This window comes from Micromonospora purpureochromogenes, assembly GCF_900091515.1.
In the GTDB taxonomy this organism is placed as follows: domain Bacteria; phylum Actinomycetota; class Actinomycetes; order Mycobacteriales; family Micromonosporaceae; genus Micromonospora; species Micromonospora purpureochromogenes.
Genome location: NZ_LT607410.1, coordinates 4103673 through 4123041 on the forward strand (window position 1 = coordinate 4103673; position 19369 = coordinate 4123041).

The 19369-nt window shown below is 71.8% G+C and carries 18 protein-coding genes and 1 pseudogene; 4 read left to right on the forward strand and 15 right to left on the reverse strand.

Annotated features, from left to right (window positions below):
- Window positions 1–95 precede the first annotated feature (95 nt).
- Window positions 96–614: a hypothetical protein gene (locus GA0074696_RS19065; RefSeq protein ID WP_088962347.1), complete on the forward strand. Its 519-nt coding sequence runs from the start codon at window positions 96–98 to the stop codon at window positions 612–614.
- A 200-nt stretch (window positions 615–814) separates the two neighbouring features.
- Here GA0074696_RS19065 and metH read toward each other — a convergent pair whose 3' ends face one another.
- Complete coding sequence (gene metH, locus GA0074696_RS19070; RefSeq protein WP_172894335.1) at window positions 815–4330, reverse strand: methionine synthase; 3516 nt, start codon at window positions 4328–4330, stop codon at window positions 815–817.
- 260 nt (window positions 4331–4590) lie between these two features.
- Here metH and GA0074696_RS19075 point away from each other — a divergent pair, with 260 nt between their 5' ends.
- Window positions 4591–5460 carry a PAC2 family protein gene (locus tag GA0074696_RS19075; protein WP_088962349.1) on the forward strand — a complete coding sequence of 290 codons (870 nt, stop codon included), beginning with the start codon at window positions 4591–4593 and terminating at the stop codon, window positions 5458–5460.
- Window positions 5461–5586: 126 nt separating this feature from the next.
- A complete protein-coding gene (locus GA0074696_RS19080; protein WP_088962350.1) occupies window positions 5587–6378 on the forward strand; it encodes a GntR family transcriptional regulator in 792 nt (263 codons plus the stop codon).
- A 140-nt stretch (window positions 6379–6518) separates the two neighbouring features.
- Here GA0074696_RS19080 and mshC read toward each other — a convergent pair whose 3' ends face one another.
- The 11 genes and pseudogenes from mshC to GA0074696_RS19130 form a co-directional block, all read right to left on the reverse strand.
- Complete coding sequence (gene mshC, locus GA0074696_RS19085) at window positions 6519–7757, reverse strand: cysteine--1-D-myo-inosityl 2-amino-2-deoxy-alpha-D-glucopyranoside ligase (RefSeq protein WP_088964676.1); 1239 nt, start codon at window positions 7755–7757, stop codon at window positions 6519–6521.
- A gap of 68 nt (window positions 7758–7825) precedes the next feature.
- A complete protein-coding gene (locus GA0074696_RS19090; RefSeq protein ID WP_088962351.1) occupies window positions 7826–8644 on the reverse strand; it encodes an SCO1664 family protein in 819 nt (272 codons plus the stop codon).
- Window positions 8641–9222, reverse strand: a complete 582-nt coding sequence (locus GA0074696_RS19095; RefSeq protein WP_088962352.1) for a DUF3090 domain-containing protein — start codon at window positions 9220–9222, stop codon at window positions 8641–8643. Before GA0074696_RS19095 ends, GA0074696_RS19090 begins: the two co-directional genes overlap by 4 nt.
- Before the next feature lie 112 nt (window positions 9223–9334).
- A complete protein-coding gene (locus tag GA0074696_RS19100) occupies window positions 9335–10048 on the reverse strand; it encodes a histidine phosphatase family protein (protein WP_088962353.1) in 714 nt (237 codons plus the stop codon).
- 193 nt (window positions 10049–10241) lie between these two features.
- A pseudogene (locus GA0074696_RS32645) lies at window positions 10242–10331 on the reverse strand (IS5/IS1182 family transposase); the annotation flags it as partial.
- A 33-nt stretch (window positions 10332–10364) separates the two neighbouring features.
- Entirely contained in the window at window positions 10365–10856 is a 492-nt protein-coding gene (locus GA0074696_RS19105) for a MarR family transcriptional regulator (protein WP_088962354.1), read from the reverse strand.
- A 200-nt stretch (window positions 10857–11056) separates the two neighbouring features.
- Window positions 11057–11716, reverse strand: coding sequence for an alpha/beta fold hydrolase (locus GA0074696_RS19110; RefSeq protein WP_088962355.1), 660 nt, complete (start codon window positions 11714–11716; stop codon window positions 11057–11059).
- Window positions 11700–12173 (reverse strand): DUF1772 domain-containing protein, encoded by a 474-nt coding sequence (locus tag GA0074696_RS19115; RefSeq protein ID WP_197700756.1) that lies wholly within the window; start codon window positions 12171–12173, stop codon window positions 11700–11702. Before GA0074696_RS19115 ends, GA0074696_RS19110 begins: the two co-directional genes overlap by 17 nt.
- A gap of 98 nt (window positions 12174–12271) precedes the next feature.
- The gene (locus tag GA0074696_RS19120) at window positions 12272–12949 is read right to left on the reverse strand and encodes an NAD(P)-dependent oxidoreductase (RefSeq protein ID WP_088962356.1); all 678 of its coding nucleotides are present in this window, start codon (window positions 12947–12949) and stop codon (window positions 12272–12274) included.
- A gap of 964 nt (window positions 12950–13913) precedes the next feature.
- Window positions 13914–14750, reverse strand: coding sequence for an undecaprenyl-diphosphate phosphatase (locus tag GA0074696_RS19125; protein WP_088962357.1), 837 nt, complete (start codon window positions 14748–14750; stop codon window positions 13914–13916).
- The gene (locus tag GA0074696_RS19130) at window positions 14747–15799 is read right to left on the reverse strand and encodes an LLM class F420-dependent oxidoreductase (RefSeq protein ID WP_088962358.1); all 1053 of its coding nucleotides are present in this window, start codon (window positions 15797–15799) and stop codon (window positions 14747–14749) included. The genes GA0074696_RS19125 and GA0074696_RS19130 overlap by 4 nt, the downstream gene beginning before the upstream one ends.
- 200 nt (window positions 15800–15999) lie before the next feature.
- Between GA0074696_RS19130 and GA0074696_RS19135 the strand changes: the two genes are divergently transcribed.
- Complete coding sequence (locus tag GA0074696_RS19135) at window positions 16000–16971, forward strand: aldo/keto reductase (protein ID WP_088962359.1); 972 nt, start codon at window positions 16000–16002, stop codon at window positions 16969–16971.
- A gap of 29 nt (window positions 16972–17000) precedes the next feature.
- Here the strand turns inward: GA0074696_RS19135 and GA0074696_RS19140 are convergent, their stop codons facing one another.
- From GA0074696_RS19140 to GA0074696_RS30870, 3 genes are read right to left on the reverse strand one after another with little or no spacing between them, the layout of a single operon-like run.
- Window positions 17001–17918: a hypothetical protein gene (locus GA0074696_RS19140; RefSeq protein WP_088962360.1), complete on the reverse strand. Its 918-nt coding sequence runs from the start codon at window positions 17916–17918 to the stop codon at window positions 17001–17003.
- A gap of 22 nt (window positions 17919–17940) precedes the next feature.
- On the reverse strand, window positions 17941–19005 hold the full coding sequence (locus GA0074696_RS19145) for a WXG100 family type VII secretion target (protein ID WP_088962361.1): 1065 nt from the start codon (window positions 19003–19005) through the stop codon (window positions 17941–17943).
- Window positions 19002–19334, reverse strand: coding sequence for a hypothetical protein (locus tag GA0074696_RS30870; protein ID WP_157746021.1), 333 nt, complete (start codon window positions 19332–19334; stop codon window positions 19002–19004). The genes GA0074696_RS19145 and GA0074696_RS30870 overlap by 4 nt, the downstream gene beginning before the upstream one ends.
- Window positions 19335–19369: the final 35 nt, after the last annotated feature.

Here is a 19369-nt window from a genome sequence, read left to right on the forward strand (position 1 = left end):
TATCACCGACGCGCTGGCGGGCCGGAGCAACAGCCGCCTGAGGGGCAGTGCAAAGGCAGGTGCCGGACACAGGCTCCGGCGGGCACAATCACCCCGTGTTCGACTTCGGTATCTCCGGCTACCAGCCGCAGTGGGTGCAAGCCCGTAGTGCGGTCGCCGCGGCACACGGTCGCCGCTTGGCTGCCCTAGGCGGTCAGACCCTGCATCACGTCTGGCTGGTCTGGGACCTCGACGCTGACGAGTGGTTCCCCGACTGTCCAGTGGTCCTCGCGTTCGACGACGATCAGGTCGAAATCAACCACCAGAAGACCGACGATCTCTCTGTCACCTTCAGCAGCATCGACCCTGCTCAGCCGATTGTCTGGCCAACCTCCGATGGCTTCTCGCTTGCCTGGCGTGCCGATCCCCTACCAGAGCTGGCTGCGCTTCACGGGCAGCAGCTCGACCACGCCGAACTACTGGAGTGGATCGGCGGCACGATGGCAGCCGGCAGTGTCGGTGTCGCCTTCACCTTCACCGAGGGACAGCTGACGGTCTACAACGCCCTGGACGAGAACGGTCTGGAGTTCGACCCACCCAGTCAGGAGTGGCGCCAACACGCGCTCGATGGCTAAGACTACGTCGGTCGCCTGTCTCTCGCCTCGGCTTCCGCGCCGTGGGCGGCGGCAAGGTCCCGTCAGCGAAAGATTAACTAGCCGGAAGTGTCACATGTCCCGAGACTGATCTGTCACGGACATCCTGAGACCCGACACTCAGGTTGCCGACATGTCCGACCTCACGACCCGCGTGACACATCGCAGTGTGCCAGAAGCAGCTACTTGGCGTTGAAGTAGTTCGCCTCCGGGTGGTGCACCACGATCGCGTCCGTCGCCTGCTCCGGCACCAGCTGGAACTCCTCCGACAGCTGCACCCCGATCCGCTCCGCGCCCAGCAGCTCCACGATCTTCGCCCGGTCCTCCAGGTCGGGGCAGGCCGGGTAGCCGAACGCGTACCGGCAGCCCCGGTAGTCGTTGCGCAGCAGGCCGGCCAGGTCCGCCGGGTCGTCGACGGCGACGGTACGGCCACCGGGCAGGGTCAGCTCCGCGCGCACCCGCCGGTGCCAGTACTCGGCGAGCGCCTCGGTGAGGTGCACGGAGAGCCCGTGCACCTCCAGGTAGTCGCGGTACTCGTTGGCGGCGAACATCTTCGCGGTGTACTCGCTGATCGGCTGCCCCACGGTGACCAGCTGCAACGCCACCACGTCCAGCTGGTCGCCCTTGGGGCGGAAGAAGTCGGCCAGGCAGAGCCGGCGCTCCTGCCGCTGCCGGGGGAAGGAGAACCGGGCCCGCTCGACGCTGCCGTTCTCGTCGAGCACCACCAGGTCGTTGCCCTCGGCGTACGCGGGGAAGTAGCCGTACACCACGGCCGCCTCGAGGACCTTGTCGGCGATCAGCCGGTCCAGCCAGTAGCGCAGCCGGGGCCGGCCCTCGGTCTCCACCAGCTCCTCGTACGACGGGCCCTGACCGCCCCGGGCGCCGCGCAGCCCCCACTGCCCGAGGAAGGTGGCCCGCTCGTCGAGCAGCGCCGCGTAGTCGGCCAGCGGCACCCCCTTGACCACCCGGGTGCCGAAGAACGGCGGGGTGGGCACCTCCACGCCGGTGGCCACGTCGGAGCGGACCGAGGCGTCGTGCAGCTCGGGCAGCGCCTCGGTGACCATCGTGCGCTGCCGCTCCCGGCGGGCCCGCCGGGCCGCCAGGGCGGCCTCCCGCTCCGGGTCGACGACCGGCGCGCCACCGCGCTTGGCGGTCATCACCCGGTCCATCAGGGACAGCCCCTCGAAGGCGTCGCGGGCGTAGTGCACCTGGCCGGGGAACATCGACCGCAGGTCGTCCTCCACGTACGCGCGGGTGAGCGCCGCCCCGCCGAGCAGCACCGGCCAGCGTTCGGCGACCCCGCGGGAGGCCATCTCGGCCAGGTTCTCCTTCATGATGACGGTGCTCTTGACCAGCAGGCCGGACATCCCGATCGCGTCGGCGCGGTGCTGCTCGGCTGCGTCCAGGATCGCGTTGATCGGCTGCTTGATGCCGATGTTGACGACCTCGTAGCCGTTGTTGGACAGGATGATGTCGACCAGATTCTTGCCGATGTCGTGCACGTCGCCGCGGACGGTGGCGAGCACGATGCGGCCCTTGCCGCCGTCCTCGGCCGTCTCCATGTGCGGCTCCAGGTAGGCCACCGCCGTCTTCATCACCTCGGCGGACTGCAACACGAACGGCAGCTGCATCTGTCCCGAGCCGAACAGCTCGCCGACGACCTTCATGCCGTCGAGCAGCAGGTCGTTGATGATCGACAGCGGTGACCGGCCGCCGGCCATCGCCGCGTCCAGGTCGGCCTCCAGGCCGTTGCGCTCGCCGTCGACGATCCGCCGCTTGAGCCGCTCGTCCAGCGGTAGCGCGGCCAGCTCCTCGGCCCGCCCCGCCCGCGCCGACGCCGCGTCCACGCCCTCGAAGGCCTCGATGAACCGCTGCACCGGGTCGTACCCCTCGCGGCGCCGGTCGTAGATCAGGTCCAGCGCCACCTCCCGCTGCTCGTCCGGGATCCGGCTGACCGGCAGGATCTTGCTGGAGTGCACGATGGCGCTGGTCAGGCCCGCCTGCTGGCACTCGTGCAGGAACACCGAGTTGAGCACCTGCCGGGCCGCCGGGTTGAGCCCGAACGAGACGTTGGAGATGCCGAGGGTGAAGTTGACGCCGGGGTAGCGGCGGGCGATCTCCCGGATCGCCTCGATCGTCTCGATGCCGTCGCGCCGGGTCTCCTCCTGCCCGGTGGCGATCGGGAAGGTCAGCGCGTCGATGAGGATGTCGGAGCGGTCCAGCCCCCACCGTCCGGTGAGGTCCTCGATCAGGCGGGCCGCGATCCGGACCTTCCACTCGGCGGTCCGCGCCTGCCCCTCCTCGTCGATCAGCAGCGCCACCACGGCGGCGCCGTGCTCCCTGACGATCGGCATCACCCGGGCGTAGCGGGACTCCGGCCCGTCGCCGTCCTCGAAGTTCACCGAGTTGACCACGCACCGGCCGCCGAGCATCTCCAGCCCCGCCTCGATCACCGCCGGCTCGGTGGAGTCCAGCATGATCGGCAGGGTGGAGGCGGTCGCGAAGCGCCCGGCCAGCTCGCGCATGTCCTGCGTGCCGTCCCGGCCGACGTAGTCGACGCAGAGGTCGAGCAGGTGCGAGCCGTCCCGGGCCTGGCTGCGGGCGATCTCCACACACGCCTGCCAGTCGGCGGCGAGCATCGCCTCGCGGAACGCCTTCGAGCCGTTGGCGTTGGTCCGCTCCCCCACCATCAGCACCGAGGCGTCCTGGGCGAACGGCACCGGGTGGTAGATCGAGGAGACGCCGGCCTCGTGCCGCGGCTCGCGCGGCGTCGGGGTCGCGCCGTGCAGCCGCTCGGCCAACACCCGGATGTGCTCCGGCGTGGTGCCGCAGCAGCCACCGACCAGCGCCACGCCGTACTCGGCGACGAACCGCTCCAGCGCGTCGGCCAGCTCCACCGGGGTCAGCGGGAAGTACGCCCCGTCCGCCGTCAGCACCGGCAGGCCGGCGTTCGGCATCACCGACAGCGGGATCCGGGAGTGCTGGGACAGGTAGCGCAGGTGCTCGCCCATCTCGGCCGGGCCGGTCGAGCAGTTCAGCCCGATCAGGTCCACGCCCAGCGGCTCGATGGCCGCCAGCGCCGCCCCGATCTCGCTGCCCACCAGCATGGTGCCGGTGGTCTCCACCGCCACGTGACAGATGATCGGCACCTTCCGACCCAGCTCGGCCATCGCCCGGTGGCAGCCGACCACCGCGGCCTTGACCTGGAGCAGGTCCTGGCAGGTCTCCACGATCAGCGCGTCCGAGCCGCCCTCGATCAGCCCGGCGGCGTTCTCCTGGTACGCGTCGCGCAGCGTCGCGTACGCGGTGTGCCCGAGGGTGGGCAGCTTGGTGCCCGGCCCGATCGAGCCGAGCACGAACCGGGGCCGCTCCGGAGTGGCGTACGCGTCGGCGGCCTCCCGGGCGAGGCGGGCGCCGGCCGCGGAGAGCTCCCGGATCCGCTCCGGGATGTCGTACTCGCCGAGGTTGGCGAGGTTGGCGCCGAAGGTGTTGGTCTCCACGCAGTCGGCCCCGGCGGCCAGGTACGCCTCGTGCACGCCGCGCACCACGTCCGGGCGGGTGACGTTGAGGATCTCGTTGCACCCCTCCAGCCCCTCGAAGTCGTCGAGGGTCAGGTCGGCAGCCTGCAACATCGTCCCCATCGCCCCGTCGGCGACGAGGATCCGGTCGGCCAGCACATCCAGCAACGAAGTCCGCACGGGTTCAGGTTAATGCGACGATGCGCCCGTCGGTCAGCAGCCGTAGCCGGTCCCACATTCTGCCAGCGGGAACGCGCATCCCTTTCGTACCCTTTCGCCGGTCCGCCGGCGCGGCGGACCGGCGCGGCCGACGGGCCGCACCTGGCGCCGCCACGTAGGCTGGCGGACGTGAAGGACATCAGGGACGCCACCGTGCACGGCGGGCGGAGAACCGGGTCGGCGCCCGGCGCCGTCGGAGACGAGCAGGGTGGGGTGACGGCGTGACCGAGTTCGACGGGCTGCCGGTGCTGCGGTCCCCGGTGGCGATCGCCGCCTTCGAGGGCTGGAACGACGCCGCGGACGCCTCCACCGCCGCCCTGGAACACCTGGAGCAGGTCTGGCAGGCCCGCCCGGTCACCGAGCTGGACCCGGAGGACTTCTACGACTTCCAGGTCAGCCGTCCGACCATCACGATGGCCGAGGGTGAGACCCGGCGGGTCGAGTGGCCCACCACGAAGTTCATGGTGGCGAGCCCCGAGGGCACCGAACGGGACGTGGTGCTGATCCGTGGCATCGAGCCCAGCATGCGCTGGCGCACCTTCTGTGAGCAGGTGCTGGAGATCTGCCACAGCCTGGAGGTCGAGCGGGTGGTGCTGCTCGGCGCGTTGCTGGCCGACGTGCCGTACACCCGTCCCCTGCCGATCAGCGGCAGCGCCTCCGACGCCGAGGCCGCCCAGCGCTACCAGCTCACCCCCACCCGCTACGACGGGCCGACCGGCATCGTCGGGGTGTTGCAGGACGCCTGCACCCGGGCCGAGGTCGACGCGGTGTCGTTCTGGGTGCACGTGCCGCACTACGCCAACAACCCGCCCTGCCCGAAGGCCACCCTGGCGCTGCTGCACCGGGTCGAGGACGTGCTCGACCTGCCGGTGCCGATGACCGACCTGGCCGAGGAAGCCGCCGAGTGGGAGCAGCGGGTGCGCGGCGCCGCCGAGCAGGACGCCGAGCTCGGTGAGTACGTCCGCGAGCTGGAGGAGCGGGTCGGCGACGCCGGCATCACCCCGTTGACCGGGGACGAGATCGCCCAGGAATTCGAGAAGTACCTGCGCCGCCGGGGTGGTTCCGCCGGCCCCACGGCCGGTTCCTGGTAACAGCCCCATCCTCGTCGCATCGGCCCCGGACGTTCGCGTCCGGGGCCGATCTGCGTGCGTGTCGGGGGTGGCGGCGGTCACGTCCTCTAGGGCATCCTAGGAACCTAGTGGTATGAGGAGGCGGGTGTGCAGATCAACCCGGGGGCAGCCGAGTTCCCGCACCGGCAGATCGCCGCGCAGCTCAAGACCCAGGTGCGCCGCGGCGACTGGGCGCCGGGCGAGCGGCTGCCGTCGATCCCGGCCATCGCCGAGATGTTCGGCGTGGCGAAGCAGACCGTGCAGCGCGCCGTCGACCAGCTGCGGGTCGAGGGCATCCTGATCACCAGGCCCGGCTCGGGTACGTACGTGCGGGGCACCCGGCGCCGGCTCAACCGGCTCTCCCGAGGCCGCTACGGCGGCTTCCGCGGCTACCACACCGACCTGGCCGCGCGGTACCGGCAGCAGTTGGTCTCCGTGGGCCGCTCCCCCGCCCCGCCGGAGGTCGCCGACGCGTTCGGGGTGCCCGACGGCACCGAGCTGCTCTGCCGCCGGCACCTGGTACGCGCCGAGGACTCGCCGGTGGAGGTGGGCGCCTCCTGGTTCCTCCCGGCCGACACCGCGGGCACCTCGCTGGAGCGGGCCGAGGCGTTCGGCCGCCCGCTCTACCAGGAGGCCGAGGAGGCCACCGGCCGCCGGTACGTCTCGGCCACCGACACGATCAGCGCCCGCCAGCCCAGCCGGGAAGAGGCCGAGACCCTGCAGATCCGGCCGGACACCCCGGTGCTGCACCTGCTGCACGTCGCCTACGACGAGAAGCGCAAGCCGATCGAGGTCGCCCAGGCCACCTGGCCCGGCCCGATGACCACCCTCACCGAGGAGTACAAGATCCCCGCCCCCGCCCCGGACCAGGACCCGGACCCCGGCCTGGTACTCGGCTGACGGTGAGCATGGCGGGGCCGGTTCAGCAGTGGTGAGCTGATGATCCAGTCGCATTCACCCAGACGACACGCCGTCGGCGGTGTCGGTGAATGCGACTGGATCATGGAGCTGCGAGCCCGGGCGGCCGGCGCCCGGCCAGCTCAGAGGCGGATGCCGAGCAGGGCGTCGACGGTGTCCGCGAAGAGGGCCGGCCCCTGCGGGTCGTCGCCGGCACCGGCCAGGGCGCGGTCGGCCCAGTCGTCGGCCAGCGCCAGGGCGCCGGGGGTGTCGAGGTCGTCGGCGAGGCGGGCGCGTACCCCGGCCAGGAAATCCGCCCCGGACGGCCCGGCGGCCGCGGCGGCGGCCCGCCGCCAGCGGTCCAGGCGCGCCTGCGCGGTGGTGAGCAGGTCGTCGGTCCAGGCGCGGTCGGCCCGGTAGTGCCCGGACATCAGGCCCAGCCGCACCGCCATCGAGTCGACCTTGTCGGCGCGCAGCCGGGAGACGAAGACCAGGTTGCCCCGGGACTTCGACATCTTTTCGCCGTCCAGGCCGATCATGCCGGCGTGCACGTAGTGGGCCGCGAAGGGCGCCTCGCCGGTGAGCCGCTCGGCGTGCGCGGCGGAGCACTCGTGGTGCGGGAAGAGCAGGTCGTTGCCGCCGCCCTGCACGTCGATCCGGTCGCCGAGCAGGTTCAGCGCGATCACCGCGCACTCGATGTGCCAGCCGGGGCGGCCGGCGCCCAGCTCACCGCCGGGCCAGGACGGCTCGCCCTCGCGGGCGCCGCGCCACAGCAGCGGGTCGAGCGGGTCGCGCTTGCCGGCCCGGTCGGGGTCGCCGCCGCGCTCCGGGAAGATCTCCAGCATCTGCTCGCGGGTCAGGTTCGACTCGTAGCCGAACTCCGGCGCGGCGTTGACGTCGAAGTAGATGTCGCCGGTGCCGTCCTCGAGCCGGTACGCGGCGCCGTCCTTGAGCAGGACGAGAACCTTCTCGGCGATGTCCGGGATCGACTCCACCGCGCCGACGTAGTGCGCCGGCGGGATGATCCGCAGCGCCTCCATGTCCTCCCGGAACAGCGCGGTCTCCCGCATGGCCAGGACCTTCCAGTCCTCGCCGTCGCGCGCCGCGCGCTCCAGCAGCGGGTCGTCGATGTCGGTGACGTTCTGCACGTACCGGACATCCAGCCCCGCGTCGCGCCACATCCGCTGCACCAGGTCGAACGTGACCATGGTGGCGGCGTGGCCGAGGTGGGTGGCGTCGTACGGGGTGATGCCGCAGACGTACATGGTGGCCGCGCCGTCGGGGCGGCTGGGGTGGACGCCGCGCCGCGCCGAGTCGTACAAGCCCAGTGGCCCGCCGCCGCCCGGCAGCCGTGGCACCTCGTGTCCCGCCCAAGACTCCATGACCATCAGCCTAACGAGCCGTCAGGTGGGGGGCAGGCACCCCCACGGGTGATCAACGTGACAGCGACTCACATGGGGGGCCAGGGCATCGCCGGCCAGTCCTGCGGGGGCTGCGGGTAGCGCCCGGCCTCGCGCAGCCGGTCGGTCCGCGCCGCCAGCTCGGCGATCTCCCCGATCGTCAGGTGGGCGGACAGCTCCTCGCCCAGCTCACCGGCGACCCGACCGGCCAGGACGTCGAGCATCTCCACCGCGTCCGGCGGGAGTTGCCGGCCGGCCCAACCCCAGAGCACCGTGCGCAGCTTCTCCTCGACGTGGAAGCAGACGCCGTGGTCGACCCCGTAGAGGCGGTCGTCCGCGCCCACCAGCACGTGGCCGCCCTTGCGGTCGGCGTTGTTCAGCACCGCGTCGAGCACCGCCAGCCGGGCCAGCCGCGGGTCGTCGGCGTGCGCCAGGGCGTACGCGGCGCCGTCGTCGTCGCGGGCCGCGGCGACCGGGAACCAGCGCGGCGGCACCGCCTCGGCGGGTACGAAGCCGACCAGCGGCTCGGCGTCGTCCGGCTCGTCGATCCAAAGCTGGCAGGAACCGGGGCCGAACGGGCCGTCGCGGAGCACGGTCGGCGGCACCAGGTCCCAGCCGGTGGCCCGGGAGACCAGGTAGGCGGCGACCTCCCGGCCGGCCAGGGTGCCGTCGGGGAAGTCCCAGAGCGGCCGCTCACCGCGCACCGGCTTGTAGACGCAGCGGGCCGTCCGCCCGCCCAGGGTCAGGATCCCGCGCAGGGTGGTGTTGGAGGCGTCGACCAGCCGCCCCTCCAGGGCGAGCTCACCGTCGCGCAGCAGCCGGAGCGCCGCGCTGCCGTCCTGGCGGGGCTGCAACTCCGACGAGGTCACCGGTGGTAACCGTTGTGCCGCGGGCAGAGATGCCCGGCGGGGTCGAGCGGCTGGCCGCAGAGCGGGCAGGGCGGGCGGCCGGCGTTGACCACCCGGCGGGCCCGCTCGATGAACTCCCGGGTCGCCTCGGGGGTCAGCCGCACCCGGAGCCGGTCGAGGTCCTCGTCCGGCTCCTCGACGTCGTCCTCGTCGTCGTCCTCCTCGTCGCCCAGCTCGACCTCGACCTCCGCCTCGCCGGCGGCGATCGCCTCGATCACCACGGTCGCGCTGTCGACGTCGAAGGCCAGGCCGAGGGTGCCGACCCGGAACTCCTCGTCGACCGGGGTGTCCAGCGGGTCGTTGTCGCCGACGAGGGTGGGCGCGGCCTCGGGCAGGTCGACGCCGAACCGGCGCTGGGCCTCGGCGAGCAGCTCCTCCAGCTTCTCGGCGAGCAGGGAGACCTGCACCTTCTCCAGCGCGACGCTGACCAGCCGGCCACCGCCGCGCGCCTGGAGGAAGAACGTACGCTCCCCCGGCGGCCCGACGGTCCCGGCGACGAACCGCTCCGGCGGCTCGAAAGCGTGCACCTGGTGGGTCATACCCACGACCCTATCCGGCACACGGAGGCGTCGCGCACCGCACCGAGGGTGGTTCAGCCGAGGGCGAAACGCCGCCGGCCGCTCGCGCCGCGCCGGGCGTGGCGGGGTCCGGTCACCCGGCCGCCCCCGCGCCGCCGCCGACCGCGGCGTCCGAGTCGGTGGGCCGGGTCGCCCGCCGGCGCCGCTTGCGCGGCGGCGGCACCAGCCCGGCGAGGTCACCGCCGGTGTCGTTGAGCCGGACCAGGAAGGGCCGCAGCGGCGTGTAGCGGATCGCGGTGACCGACGCCGGGTCCGCGACGATGCGCTGGAACAGATCCAGGTGTACGCCGAGCGCGTCCGCCACGATGGCCTTGATCACATCGCCGTGGCTGCACGCCAGCCAGACCGCCTCCGGCCCGTGCTCGGCGGTGACCGCGGCGTCCCAGGTGCGCACCGCGGCGACCGCCCGCGCCGCCATCGCCGCCATCGACTCGCCCTCGGGAAAGACCACCGCGCTCGGGTGCTGCTGCACCACCGGCCAGAGCGGCTCCTTGGCCAGCTTCTTCAGCGGCTGCCCCTCCCAGGCGCCGTAGCCGCACTCGATCAGGCCCTCCTCGACCACCGGCTGCACCTGCGGCAACGCCAGCTCCAGGGTCTGCCGGCAGCGGATCAGCGGGCTGGTCACCACGGTGGCCAGGGGCAGGGCGCGCAGCCGCTCGCCGACCGCGGTGGCCTGGGCCCGGCCCGTGTCGTCCAGCTCGACCGGTTGGCGGCCGGCCAGCCCGCCGTCGGCGTTCGCCGTCGTCCGGCCGTGTCGCAGAAGCAGAAGGGTCGCCACGCTGACCACCCTAGGGCCTCCCTTCGCGCCACCGCCGGCCACGCCGCACCCGGCCACACGAGTCGGTCCACGCCTCAACCTGACCTCGGTACTCGGGCGCGAGGCCGGTACCGCCCGAATGTCCGGTTGCAGCCCGCACGGCACCGCCGGCGACGCGCCGGGTTGAAGAAGTGCAGGCTCACCACTCGGCCCGCCGCTGGGTCTCGCCGGGCCGCTTGCGCGGGCGTCCGCGACTGCCGCGCACTGGCGGGACCTTGGCGATCAGCGGGAGCAGCTGAGTGGGGTTTCCGCCGTCGGGCGAGGGGGACGCCGGCACACCTCGCCCTCAGTCGCCGGCAAGATCGTCGGTGGCGGCCCGCCCGGCGTCGGTTGTGCGGCGCAGGAAGTCGGCGAGTAGTTCGAGTTGGTTTTCCTCGTATTCGGCGAAGATCTGGTCCATCGAGCCGTTCATTCCTGAGTAGAGGCCGAACAGCTCAGCGTTGCGGTCGCGCAGGGCGCGGAGAGCGACTGCGCGGCGGTCGGTCGAGTCGCGCTCACGGGTGATCCAGCCGCCGCGTTCGAGCCTGTCGAGGATGCCGGTCATGGTGGCGGGGTGCAGCCCGGCACGTCGGGCGACGGCGCTCGGGCTGAGCGGGCCGTGACGGTTGATCAGATCGAGGCACGCGAGGTCGACCTGCCTGAGGTCGACGTGGGCGCCGACCTGGTGGTTGAGCAGGGACAGCTGGATGCTCAGCTCGCGCAGTAACTCCTTGATCTCGGTGGCCAGTCGCCGCCGACGTCGCTTGGCGGGGGCACCATCCGGTGTCGCGGGAGTCATCTGGCCTTGCCTCGAAGTCGTATCTTCCGGTCCCCGTATTGTACTGGCTGTTGAACACAGGAGGCGGGGTACACGTCGCGCGGGGCGGGGCACCACCTCGCCCGGCACAGGGTACCGCCCCGTACCCGGGCTGGCGGATTTCTCCTCCTGCGGCGGGGCCCGGGCGAGGTCTTCGCGTGTTGAGGGTCGCATCGCTTCTTTCACGGACGCATCTCGATGGTGAAGTCTTGAATGATCCGGGCGAGCCTCGCGGGTTGGTCCAAAGGGATGAGCGTATAGCTGTCGTCCACCTCGACCAGTCGTCCTTGGGGCAGGAGGTCGGCGAGGCGCCGGCCGTGCTCAGGTGGCATTACACGGTCGCCGCGTGCCCAGACGACTAGGGCAGGACGGTTGAAGGTCGGCAGGTATTCGGCCGCCTTCAGCATCAGGTGCGTGTCGGCGAATGCTGTTCGCAGTGCTCGCACCGCGTCGCGGCGAATCTCAGGACTGGTCATGACCGGCTTGAGCCGTCGGATGGTGGCAGCGTCTCCCCGCATGGTGAGCCATCCGAACGCTATCGGGAGTCGCCGAAGCGGCCGGGGCCGCATCTGCTGCATGAACACCCCGAACGCCCAGGGCCAGAGCTTGCCGGCAAACATGAGCGTCCTGCCGGTCAGCCCTGGTGGAAAGTTGTCGAACGCCTCGCAGGACACGAGCACAACGCGTCGCACGCGTGCGGCGCCGTCGCAGATGAGCAGTTGGACGAGCGCCCCGCCGGTGTCATTGCCCACGAGGGTGACGTCGTGCAGGTCGAGGCGGTCAAGGAACTCCGCGACCAGCCGAGCTGTCCCGGGCAGCGACAGGTCAGCGGCGGCGTGCATCGGGTGACGATGCGCGCCCAGTGGCAGTGTCGGTGCCACACCCACGCCCCGGCGGCCGGCTGTTCCTGGATCGGACCCGTCCCAGCGCCGCCACTGCCAGGCATCCGAACGCGAGCAGGGCGGCGCCGGTTCGGAAGGCGTGGGCGATCTGCCAGCGATCCCGCACGCTCGCCCAGTCCGTCGGAGGTGCCTGCACGTTCCACGTGAGCTGGTCGTGATTGATCGGAACGTTGACTACGAGCGACGTGGCGAGGACGGTCACCAGTAGCACGAGCGCTGTCAGTGTCAGCCAGAACGCGCGTCCCCTCATACGGGCAGCGAGAAAGGCCAGGACCGCCGTGGCTATCAGCGTCGGAACGAGGGTGGCGGTGGCGAGGCCGTCCAGATGGACGAGCTCCACGTGACGAACCTGGGTGTAGACCTGGGAATCGGAGTTCGGCAGGGTTGACTCGATCACGAGGACAGTGATGAGAAACCCTGCGAAAGACCCCCGAAGAGTAGGCTCACGAAACGGACGGTGGTAGCAAGCACGCTGTCGGCCATGGTTTCTCTTCTCTAGTGGGCTATGCCGATGACGTGCTTGATCGTTTCTGGTTGGCCGAGCACGCGGAGCATGTGGTGCGCGACGTCGGCGCGCGAGACAGAGAAACCACCTCGGATGTTTTGGCCGTACGCCGTCCGGTAGACGCCGGTCAGGGGCTTGTCGGTCAGTTTCGGCGGTCGGGAGATGGTCCAGTCCAGCCCGCTGTCGCGAAGGATGTCCTCCATCAGCGCGAGGTCGGTGTAGTGCGCGCGGAACATGGCTCCCGCAAACGGGGCGCCCAGGTGCCGCATGAAGAACCCGTCTCCCGGATCATGTTTCGGCGGGTTCGGCCGGCCGGGCGAGGGCACCGTGCCGACCGGTGCGGCGCTGACCACGACGATGCGTCGTACGTGGGTGGCTTGCATCGCGGCCACGATGGCCCGCGTGCCCTGCGAGGCGATGCCCGCCTCGGTCCTCGGGTTGCGCGGTCCGAGTCCTGACAGGACCGCGTCGGCTGCGTCAACCGCGGACGCGAGCACCGCCGGGTCCGCCGCTGTCAGATCGGCGGTGATGACGCGCACCTGTCCGGCCTGCCGGGGCAGGCTCTTGGGGTTGCGTACGACCGCGGTGACGTCGTGGCCCGCGGCGACGGCCTGTTCGAGCAGGTGCCGGCCGATGCCGCCGGTGGCTGCGAAGATCGTTAGCCTCATGAATTTGCTCCTGTCAGTTGTGGAAACTTGCGGCGTGCTCGGCGGCCCGTTCGGCCTGGGTGAGTGCGCGGGACGGAGGACCAGTTCCACGGTGTCGGTGGGCGGCCCGAAGCAGTTGCTTGACGACCTTCCCGGCCGACGTAGCCCGTCGCCCGGTAATCAAGATCGTGAGGATGCCCCCTCGGCGCACCGGCATTGACTCGAGCATCTTTCCGTTTCCCGTACGATATGGAAACCATATTATGGGGTTCGAGATTGAAGCAAGATGACGTAAGTAACAGCTTGGAGCCGAGAGCCGCGTGTTCCTCGCTCGCTGGTCGCCGGCGGCCTGACCGGCCCCAACGGCCGTGACAGCGATTGTCAGGGGTTTAAGTGCCCGACTGGGGTCCCGTCACGTGTGGGTGGCCTGTCCGATATGCGTGGGTGAGGTCGATGTCCCGCCCGGGCACTGTCCGGCCCGGTCTGGCGGGTCTGGGGTGTGACCGGGGGCATCCCGGCGGCGGAATCGGGGCCGGCCCGGCTTTGTTACACATCCCCGAACGACCGCACCAGCACCCACACGATGGGTGGGCCCGGCCCGGAATGATGCCCGGCCGGCGGTCGTTATACAGATCCGGCGCCACGAGGCCCCGCCCGTGAAGTCGCCGAACCCGAAGACTTTCCCCCTTGGTTTTCCTGCAAGCGCGGACGAGGTCCTTACACCCGCTGAGGCCGTTCCCCCGATTGGCCGTGTGGGATGCCTACGCGCAGTGAAAGCAGCAGGCCGCCGACCTCGTCGCCAAGCACTGGAACAGCTGACAACCCGCACCACCGAACGGCAGCACGACAGCAAGACCGCTGGCCGGCACCCCATCCCGGGGCGCTGGCCAGTGGCGTATCCGGAGAACCGCCGAGCCCGGACAGCGAACGGCCCCCGCCAGTGCCCGGGGAGGGCGGTGGCGGGGGCCGTCGATCGGTCGGGCGGTCAGGTGGCGTTGATGGTGCCGGTCAGCAGCAGCGACAGCACCAACGTGCCGAGCGCCACCCGGTAGAGCACGAAGACGTACAGGGTGTGGTGGGCCACGTAGCGCAGCAGCCAGGCGATCGCGGCGTAGCCGATGGCGAAGGCGATCGCGGTGGCCACCACCATCTGCGCCCCGCTCGGCACCGAGGTGCCCGGCGCGGCCGGCTCGAACACGTCACCGACGCTGAAGATCCCGGACATCACCACCGCGGGGATGGCCAGCAGGAACGAGTACCGCGCCGCCGCCTCCCGGGTGAGGTTGAGCAGCAGTCCGGCGGTGAGCGTGCCGCCGGAGCGGGACACCCCGGGGATCAGCGCCATCGCCTGGGCGAAGCCCATCACCACGCCGTCGCGCAGCCGGAAGTTCTCCAGGGTGCGGGTCTGCCGCCCCCAGTACTCGGCGAAGGCCAGCACGAAGGCGAACACGATCAGGGTGGTGGCGACCACCCACAGGTTGCGGCCGGCGGTACGGATCTGGTCCTTGAACAGGAAGCCGAACAGCCCGATCGGGATCGAGCCGACGATCACGTACCAACCCATCCGGTAGTCGAGGCTGGCGCGCACCGAGCGGTCCCGCAGGCCCAACAGCCAGGTGCGGGTGATCCGCCAGATGTCCTTGGCGAAGTAGATCAGCACCGCCGCCTCGGTGCCCAGCTGGGTCACCGCGGTGAAGGAGGCGCCGGCGTCCCGGTCGAAGAAGATCGCGGAGGTGATCCGCAGGTGTCCGGACGAGCTGACCGGCAGGAACTCGGTGAGTCCCTGGACGATGCCCAGGACGATGGCTTCGACCCAGGTCACTCGCCGACCCCGGACAGCTCCAGCGCCTCGGCGACGGTACGCAGGGTCTGCACGCCGCTGTCCCGGTCGGCGACGAAGAGGGTCACCGAGAGGGTGGTCACGCCCGCCGCCGCGTACTCGCGCAGCCGCTCGGCGATGCGCTCCTTCGGGCCGAGCAGCGAGGTGCGGTCGATGAACTCCATCGGCACCGCGGCGGCCGCGTCGCGCTGGCGCTTGGCCAGGTAGAGGTCCTGCACCTCACGGGCGGCGTCGCCGTAGCCCATCCGGGTGGCGAGCTGGTTGTAGAAGTTCTGCTGGCGGCTGCCCATCCCGCCGACGTAGAGCGCGGCGTACCAGCGGACCAGCTCGGCACAGGTGGCGATGTCGTCGCCGACCACCACCGGCACCGAGGGGACCACGTCGAAGCCGGCCAGTTCCTTGCCGGCCTTCGCCCGGCCGGCGCGCACCGAGGCGAGCTGCTCCTCGGCGAACTCCGGGGCGTAGAAGACGGCCAGCCAGCCGTCGGCGATCTCGCCGGCCAGCTCCAGGTTCTTCGGGCCGACGGCGGCCAGGTAGATCGGGATGTGCTCGCGGGGCGGGTGGAAGCCCAGCCGCAGCGCCTTGCCGGGGCCGTCGGGCAGCGGCAGCGTGTAGTGCTCGCCGTCGTAGGCCACCTCCTTGCGGGCCACCGCGAGCTTCACGATGTCGACGTACTCGCGGGTGCGGGCCAGCGGCTTGGCGAACCGCACACCGTGCCAGCCCTCCGAGACCTGCGGCCCCGAGACGCCCAGGCCGAGCCGGAACCGGCCGCCGGAGAGCGCGTCGATGGTGGCCGCGGTCATCGCGGTCATGGCCGGGGTCCGGGCGGGGATCTGCATCACCGCGCTGCCCACGTCGATCCGCTGGGTCTGGCCGGCCATCCAGGCCAGCATGCTGGGCGAGTCGGAGCCGTAGGCCTCCGCCGCCCACACCACCGAGTAACCGAGCCGGTCCGCCTCCTGGGCAAGTGCCAGGTGGTCGGCGGGCGTGCTCCACGCCGTCTGGTATCCGAGGCTGAGCCCGAGTCGCACTGGATCCTCCCCCATCCGCACCACAGGTCGCACCAGGGTACGCAATGCCGCCGGTGGACCCGATCACCGGCTCACCCGGGCCCCGCCGGGTTGCCCGGCGACCAGCGCGGGGCCCGGCCACGGTCGGATCGGCGACGTGGCCGGCAGAGATGACGGGAGCGAGGATATCCGTGACGCCAGGTTCGAAATAAGGTTCACCCATGCAACAGCGACCGCTCGGCCGAAGCGGGCTGGCGGTTTCCCGGCTCGCGCTCGGCACCATGACGTGGGGCCGGGACACCGACGCCGACGACGCGGCCGCCCAGCTGAAGAGTTACCTCGACGCGGGCGGCAACTTCGTCGACACGGCGGACGTCTTCGGCGACGGTGACGCCGAGTCGGTGCTCGGCTCGCTGCTGGGCGCCCTGGTCCCCCGCGACGAGCTGCTCATCGCCACCAAGGCGGGGCTGCGGCCGGGCAGCGGCCGGCGCCGGGACGGCTCGCGCGGGCATCTGCTGCGCACCCTGGACGCCTCGCTGCGCCGCCTGGCGACCGACTACGTCGACCTGTGGCAGGTCCACGGGTACGACCCGGACACGCCGCTGGAGGAGACCCTGGCGGCGCTGGACCACGCGGTGGCCAGCGGCCGCGTCCGCTATGTCGGCGTGTCGAACTTCTCCGGCTGGCAGACCGCCCGCGCCGCCGCATGGCAGGCGGCCTGGCCGGGGCGCGCCCCGGTGATCGCCGCGCAGGTGGAGTACTCGCTGCTGGAGCGGGGCGTCGAACGGGAGGTGCTGCCGGCCTGCGGCGCGCTCGGGCTGGGTGTGCTGCCCTGGTCCCCGCTGGGCCGTGGGGTGCTCACCGGCAAGTACCGGCACGGCCGGCCGGCCGACTCGCGGGCCGCCTCGCCGCACTTCGAACGGTTCGTCGCCAGCTACCTGGAGCCGCGCTGCTCCAGCATCGTGGAGGCGGTGGCCACCGCCGCCGGCGGGCTGGGCGTGTCGCCGATGGAGGTGGCGCTGGCCTGGATCCGGGACCGGCCGGGCGTCACCGCGCCGATCCTGGGCGCCCGTACGATCGGGCAGCTCCTCGGCGCGCTCCAGGTGGAGCGGATGACCCTGCCGGCGGAGATCACCACGGCGCTGGACGACGTCTCGGCGGTGCCGGTGGGCTACCCGGAACGCGACGGCTGAGGCTGCGGCCGGGGGCACCGGCGGGCGGATCAGTCGAGGGTGGGGCGGTCGCCGGGAATCTCCCGGACGGCAGCCAGGAAGCGGGCCTGGTCGTCGCGGGTGGCCGGGTTGACGATCCGGATCCACGAGCCGTCGTCGAAGTGCAGGGTCGCCGGGAACTGCATCAGCCGCGCGGACCCGTGGTCGCAGTCGATCCGGGTGATCCGTCGCCGCTCGACGCTCCACAGCAGCCGGGGCTCGCGCCGGTCCGGCCGGCCCTCGTTCGGGCGGCGGCCCATCCGCAGCAGGTGCAGGTGGGTGTCGGTGACCGCGAGCGGGGTGCCGGTGTAGCGCTCCAGGAACAGCAGCAGGCTGCCGGCGAGGGTGGCCAGGTCGCCGCTGAAGACGTACCGGCGGCGGTAGGCGATCTCGACGAGCTGGTCGGCGAGCGGGCGGTGGCGGCTGAGCCGGAACAGCGCCCGGAAGGCCTCCTGCTCGGCGGTGAGCGGCAGCACCGGCCGGGGCTGCGGGACCGCCGGGGTGGGCTCGACGTCCACGTCCCGACCGGCCGCCTCGGGCAGCCCCGCCGCGAGCGCGGCCGCCTTCCCGGGCAGCAGCAGCACCCCGGCGACGATCCGGACCGGGGTCAGCACCGCCTCCACCCAGACCACCGGGTTGACGATGTTCAGCAGCCCGAACAGCGCCCGGGGGTCGAGCGCCTCGGCGACCTCGGTGCCGACGTGGTCGACGAACTGGCTGCCGGCCCGGTGCGTCTCGTGCGCCCGCACCGGCGCCAGGCCGACGTAGCGCAGCTCCTGCCCGGTCACCAGGGGGGCGACCAGGGCCCGCTCCGGCTCGTCGGAGGTGCGGAACTCGTCGCGCAGCGCGCGGGCCCGGTCGCGCGCCACCCGCGCGCCGTCGCGCACCGCGTCGCCGAGCCGCCCGAGCCGTCCCCACGCACCCGTCACGCCGTACCTCCTCCGTCGCCGGTCAGCGACCCGCCGGCTGCTGCTCGGCGGGTGGCTGCCCGAAGACATTCTGGTCGATCCAGTCGGCGCCGCCCTGCACCACGTCGCCGATCTCGTCCTGGACCAGGTCGGAGCCGGGCACCGACAGGCCACTGACCAGGGCGGTGCCGCCCCACACCGCTCCGTGCACGACCGAGTTCGGCACGTTCCAGGGCAGGTTGGTGGCCCAGTTCCGGGCGATCATCCGACCGCCGTCGGCCAGGCCGTGCGCGCGTAGGGCGCCGGCCCGCTCCAGCGTCCCCATGTCGAACGGCGACCCGGACTTGCCGAGCTTGAAGGTGCCCTTCGCCGGGTCGGTGATCTTGTGGAACCACTTGTCGGCCTTGCCGGCGGCGCGCCGCTTGTCGATCGCCTTCTGCCCCATCCGCAGCGCCTTCTGCTTGTCCACCAGCTTGTCCAGGTGGTTGCGCAGCTTGCGCAGGTAGAGCATGACCCGCTGGAGCAGCCGGATGACCTTCTGCAGGTGGGTGGCGAGCGGACGGATGATCTTCAGCGACCGGGTGAGCACGATCATGCCGCGGGTCACGGTGACCGCCATGCCGGCCGCCCAGGACGCCCCGGCGGTGAACGGCGCCATGAGCAGGGCGGTCACCAGGGTGACCAGCATCCAGTTGACGAACTCGACGCAAAGGTCGACCAGCACCTCGTGCACGATCTGCAGGGCCTCGGCGACCCCGCGCAGGTACTCGGCGGTGGCGGTGAACTGCCCCGCCACGTCCAACAGCTGCTGCTCGACCTCGGCGAGGCGCTTGCCGTACGCCTCACCCGCCGGCGACCGCCAGCCCGGCTGCTCGGCCTCGCGGACGCCGCGGTGGCTCAGCGCCAGCTCGCGCAACTGGGCGGCGAGGGCGTCCCAGTCACCGGCCCGGGCGCGCAGCGCCTCCGGCTCGCCGTCGACCATGTCGACCAGCTGGATGAGTGGCCAGGCCAGGGTCCGGCAGACGCTGTCGACCACGTCCTCCACACCGGACAGCGCGTTGTCGATGCCGTTCCAGAGCTGGACGGCGCTGCCGGCGGGCCCGCTCACCGGCCCATCCCCTCGCGCAGCGTCCGGAAACCGGAGTCGATGTCCTGCTCGTTGCGCTCGTACGACTCGGCGGTGGATCCCAGCGCCGCCCCGACGCGGGTGAACGCGTCCTGACCGGCCCGGAACAGCGTCGTGCCGTCGGCGACCTGCTCGGCGTACTTGGCGCGCAGCATGTCGCTGGCGAACGGCAGGTGTCCGAAGGCGCCGTCGGGCAGGTCACCCGCGGCCACCACCCGGCTCTCCAGCGCGCCCAGCGCGTTGGCCACTCCGGTGGCGGCCGCCTCCAGCCGTTTCACGGCCGTCACGTCCACTTCGATGTCAGCTGCCATCGCCGTTCCTCCCCCACATCCGACGCGGGTCGAAG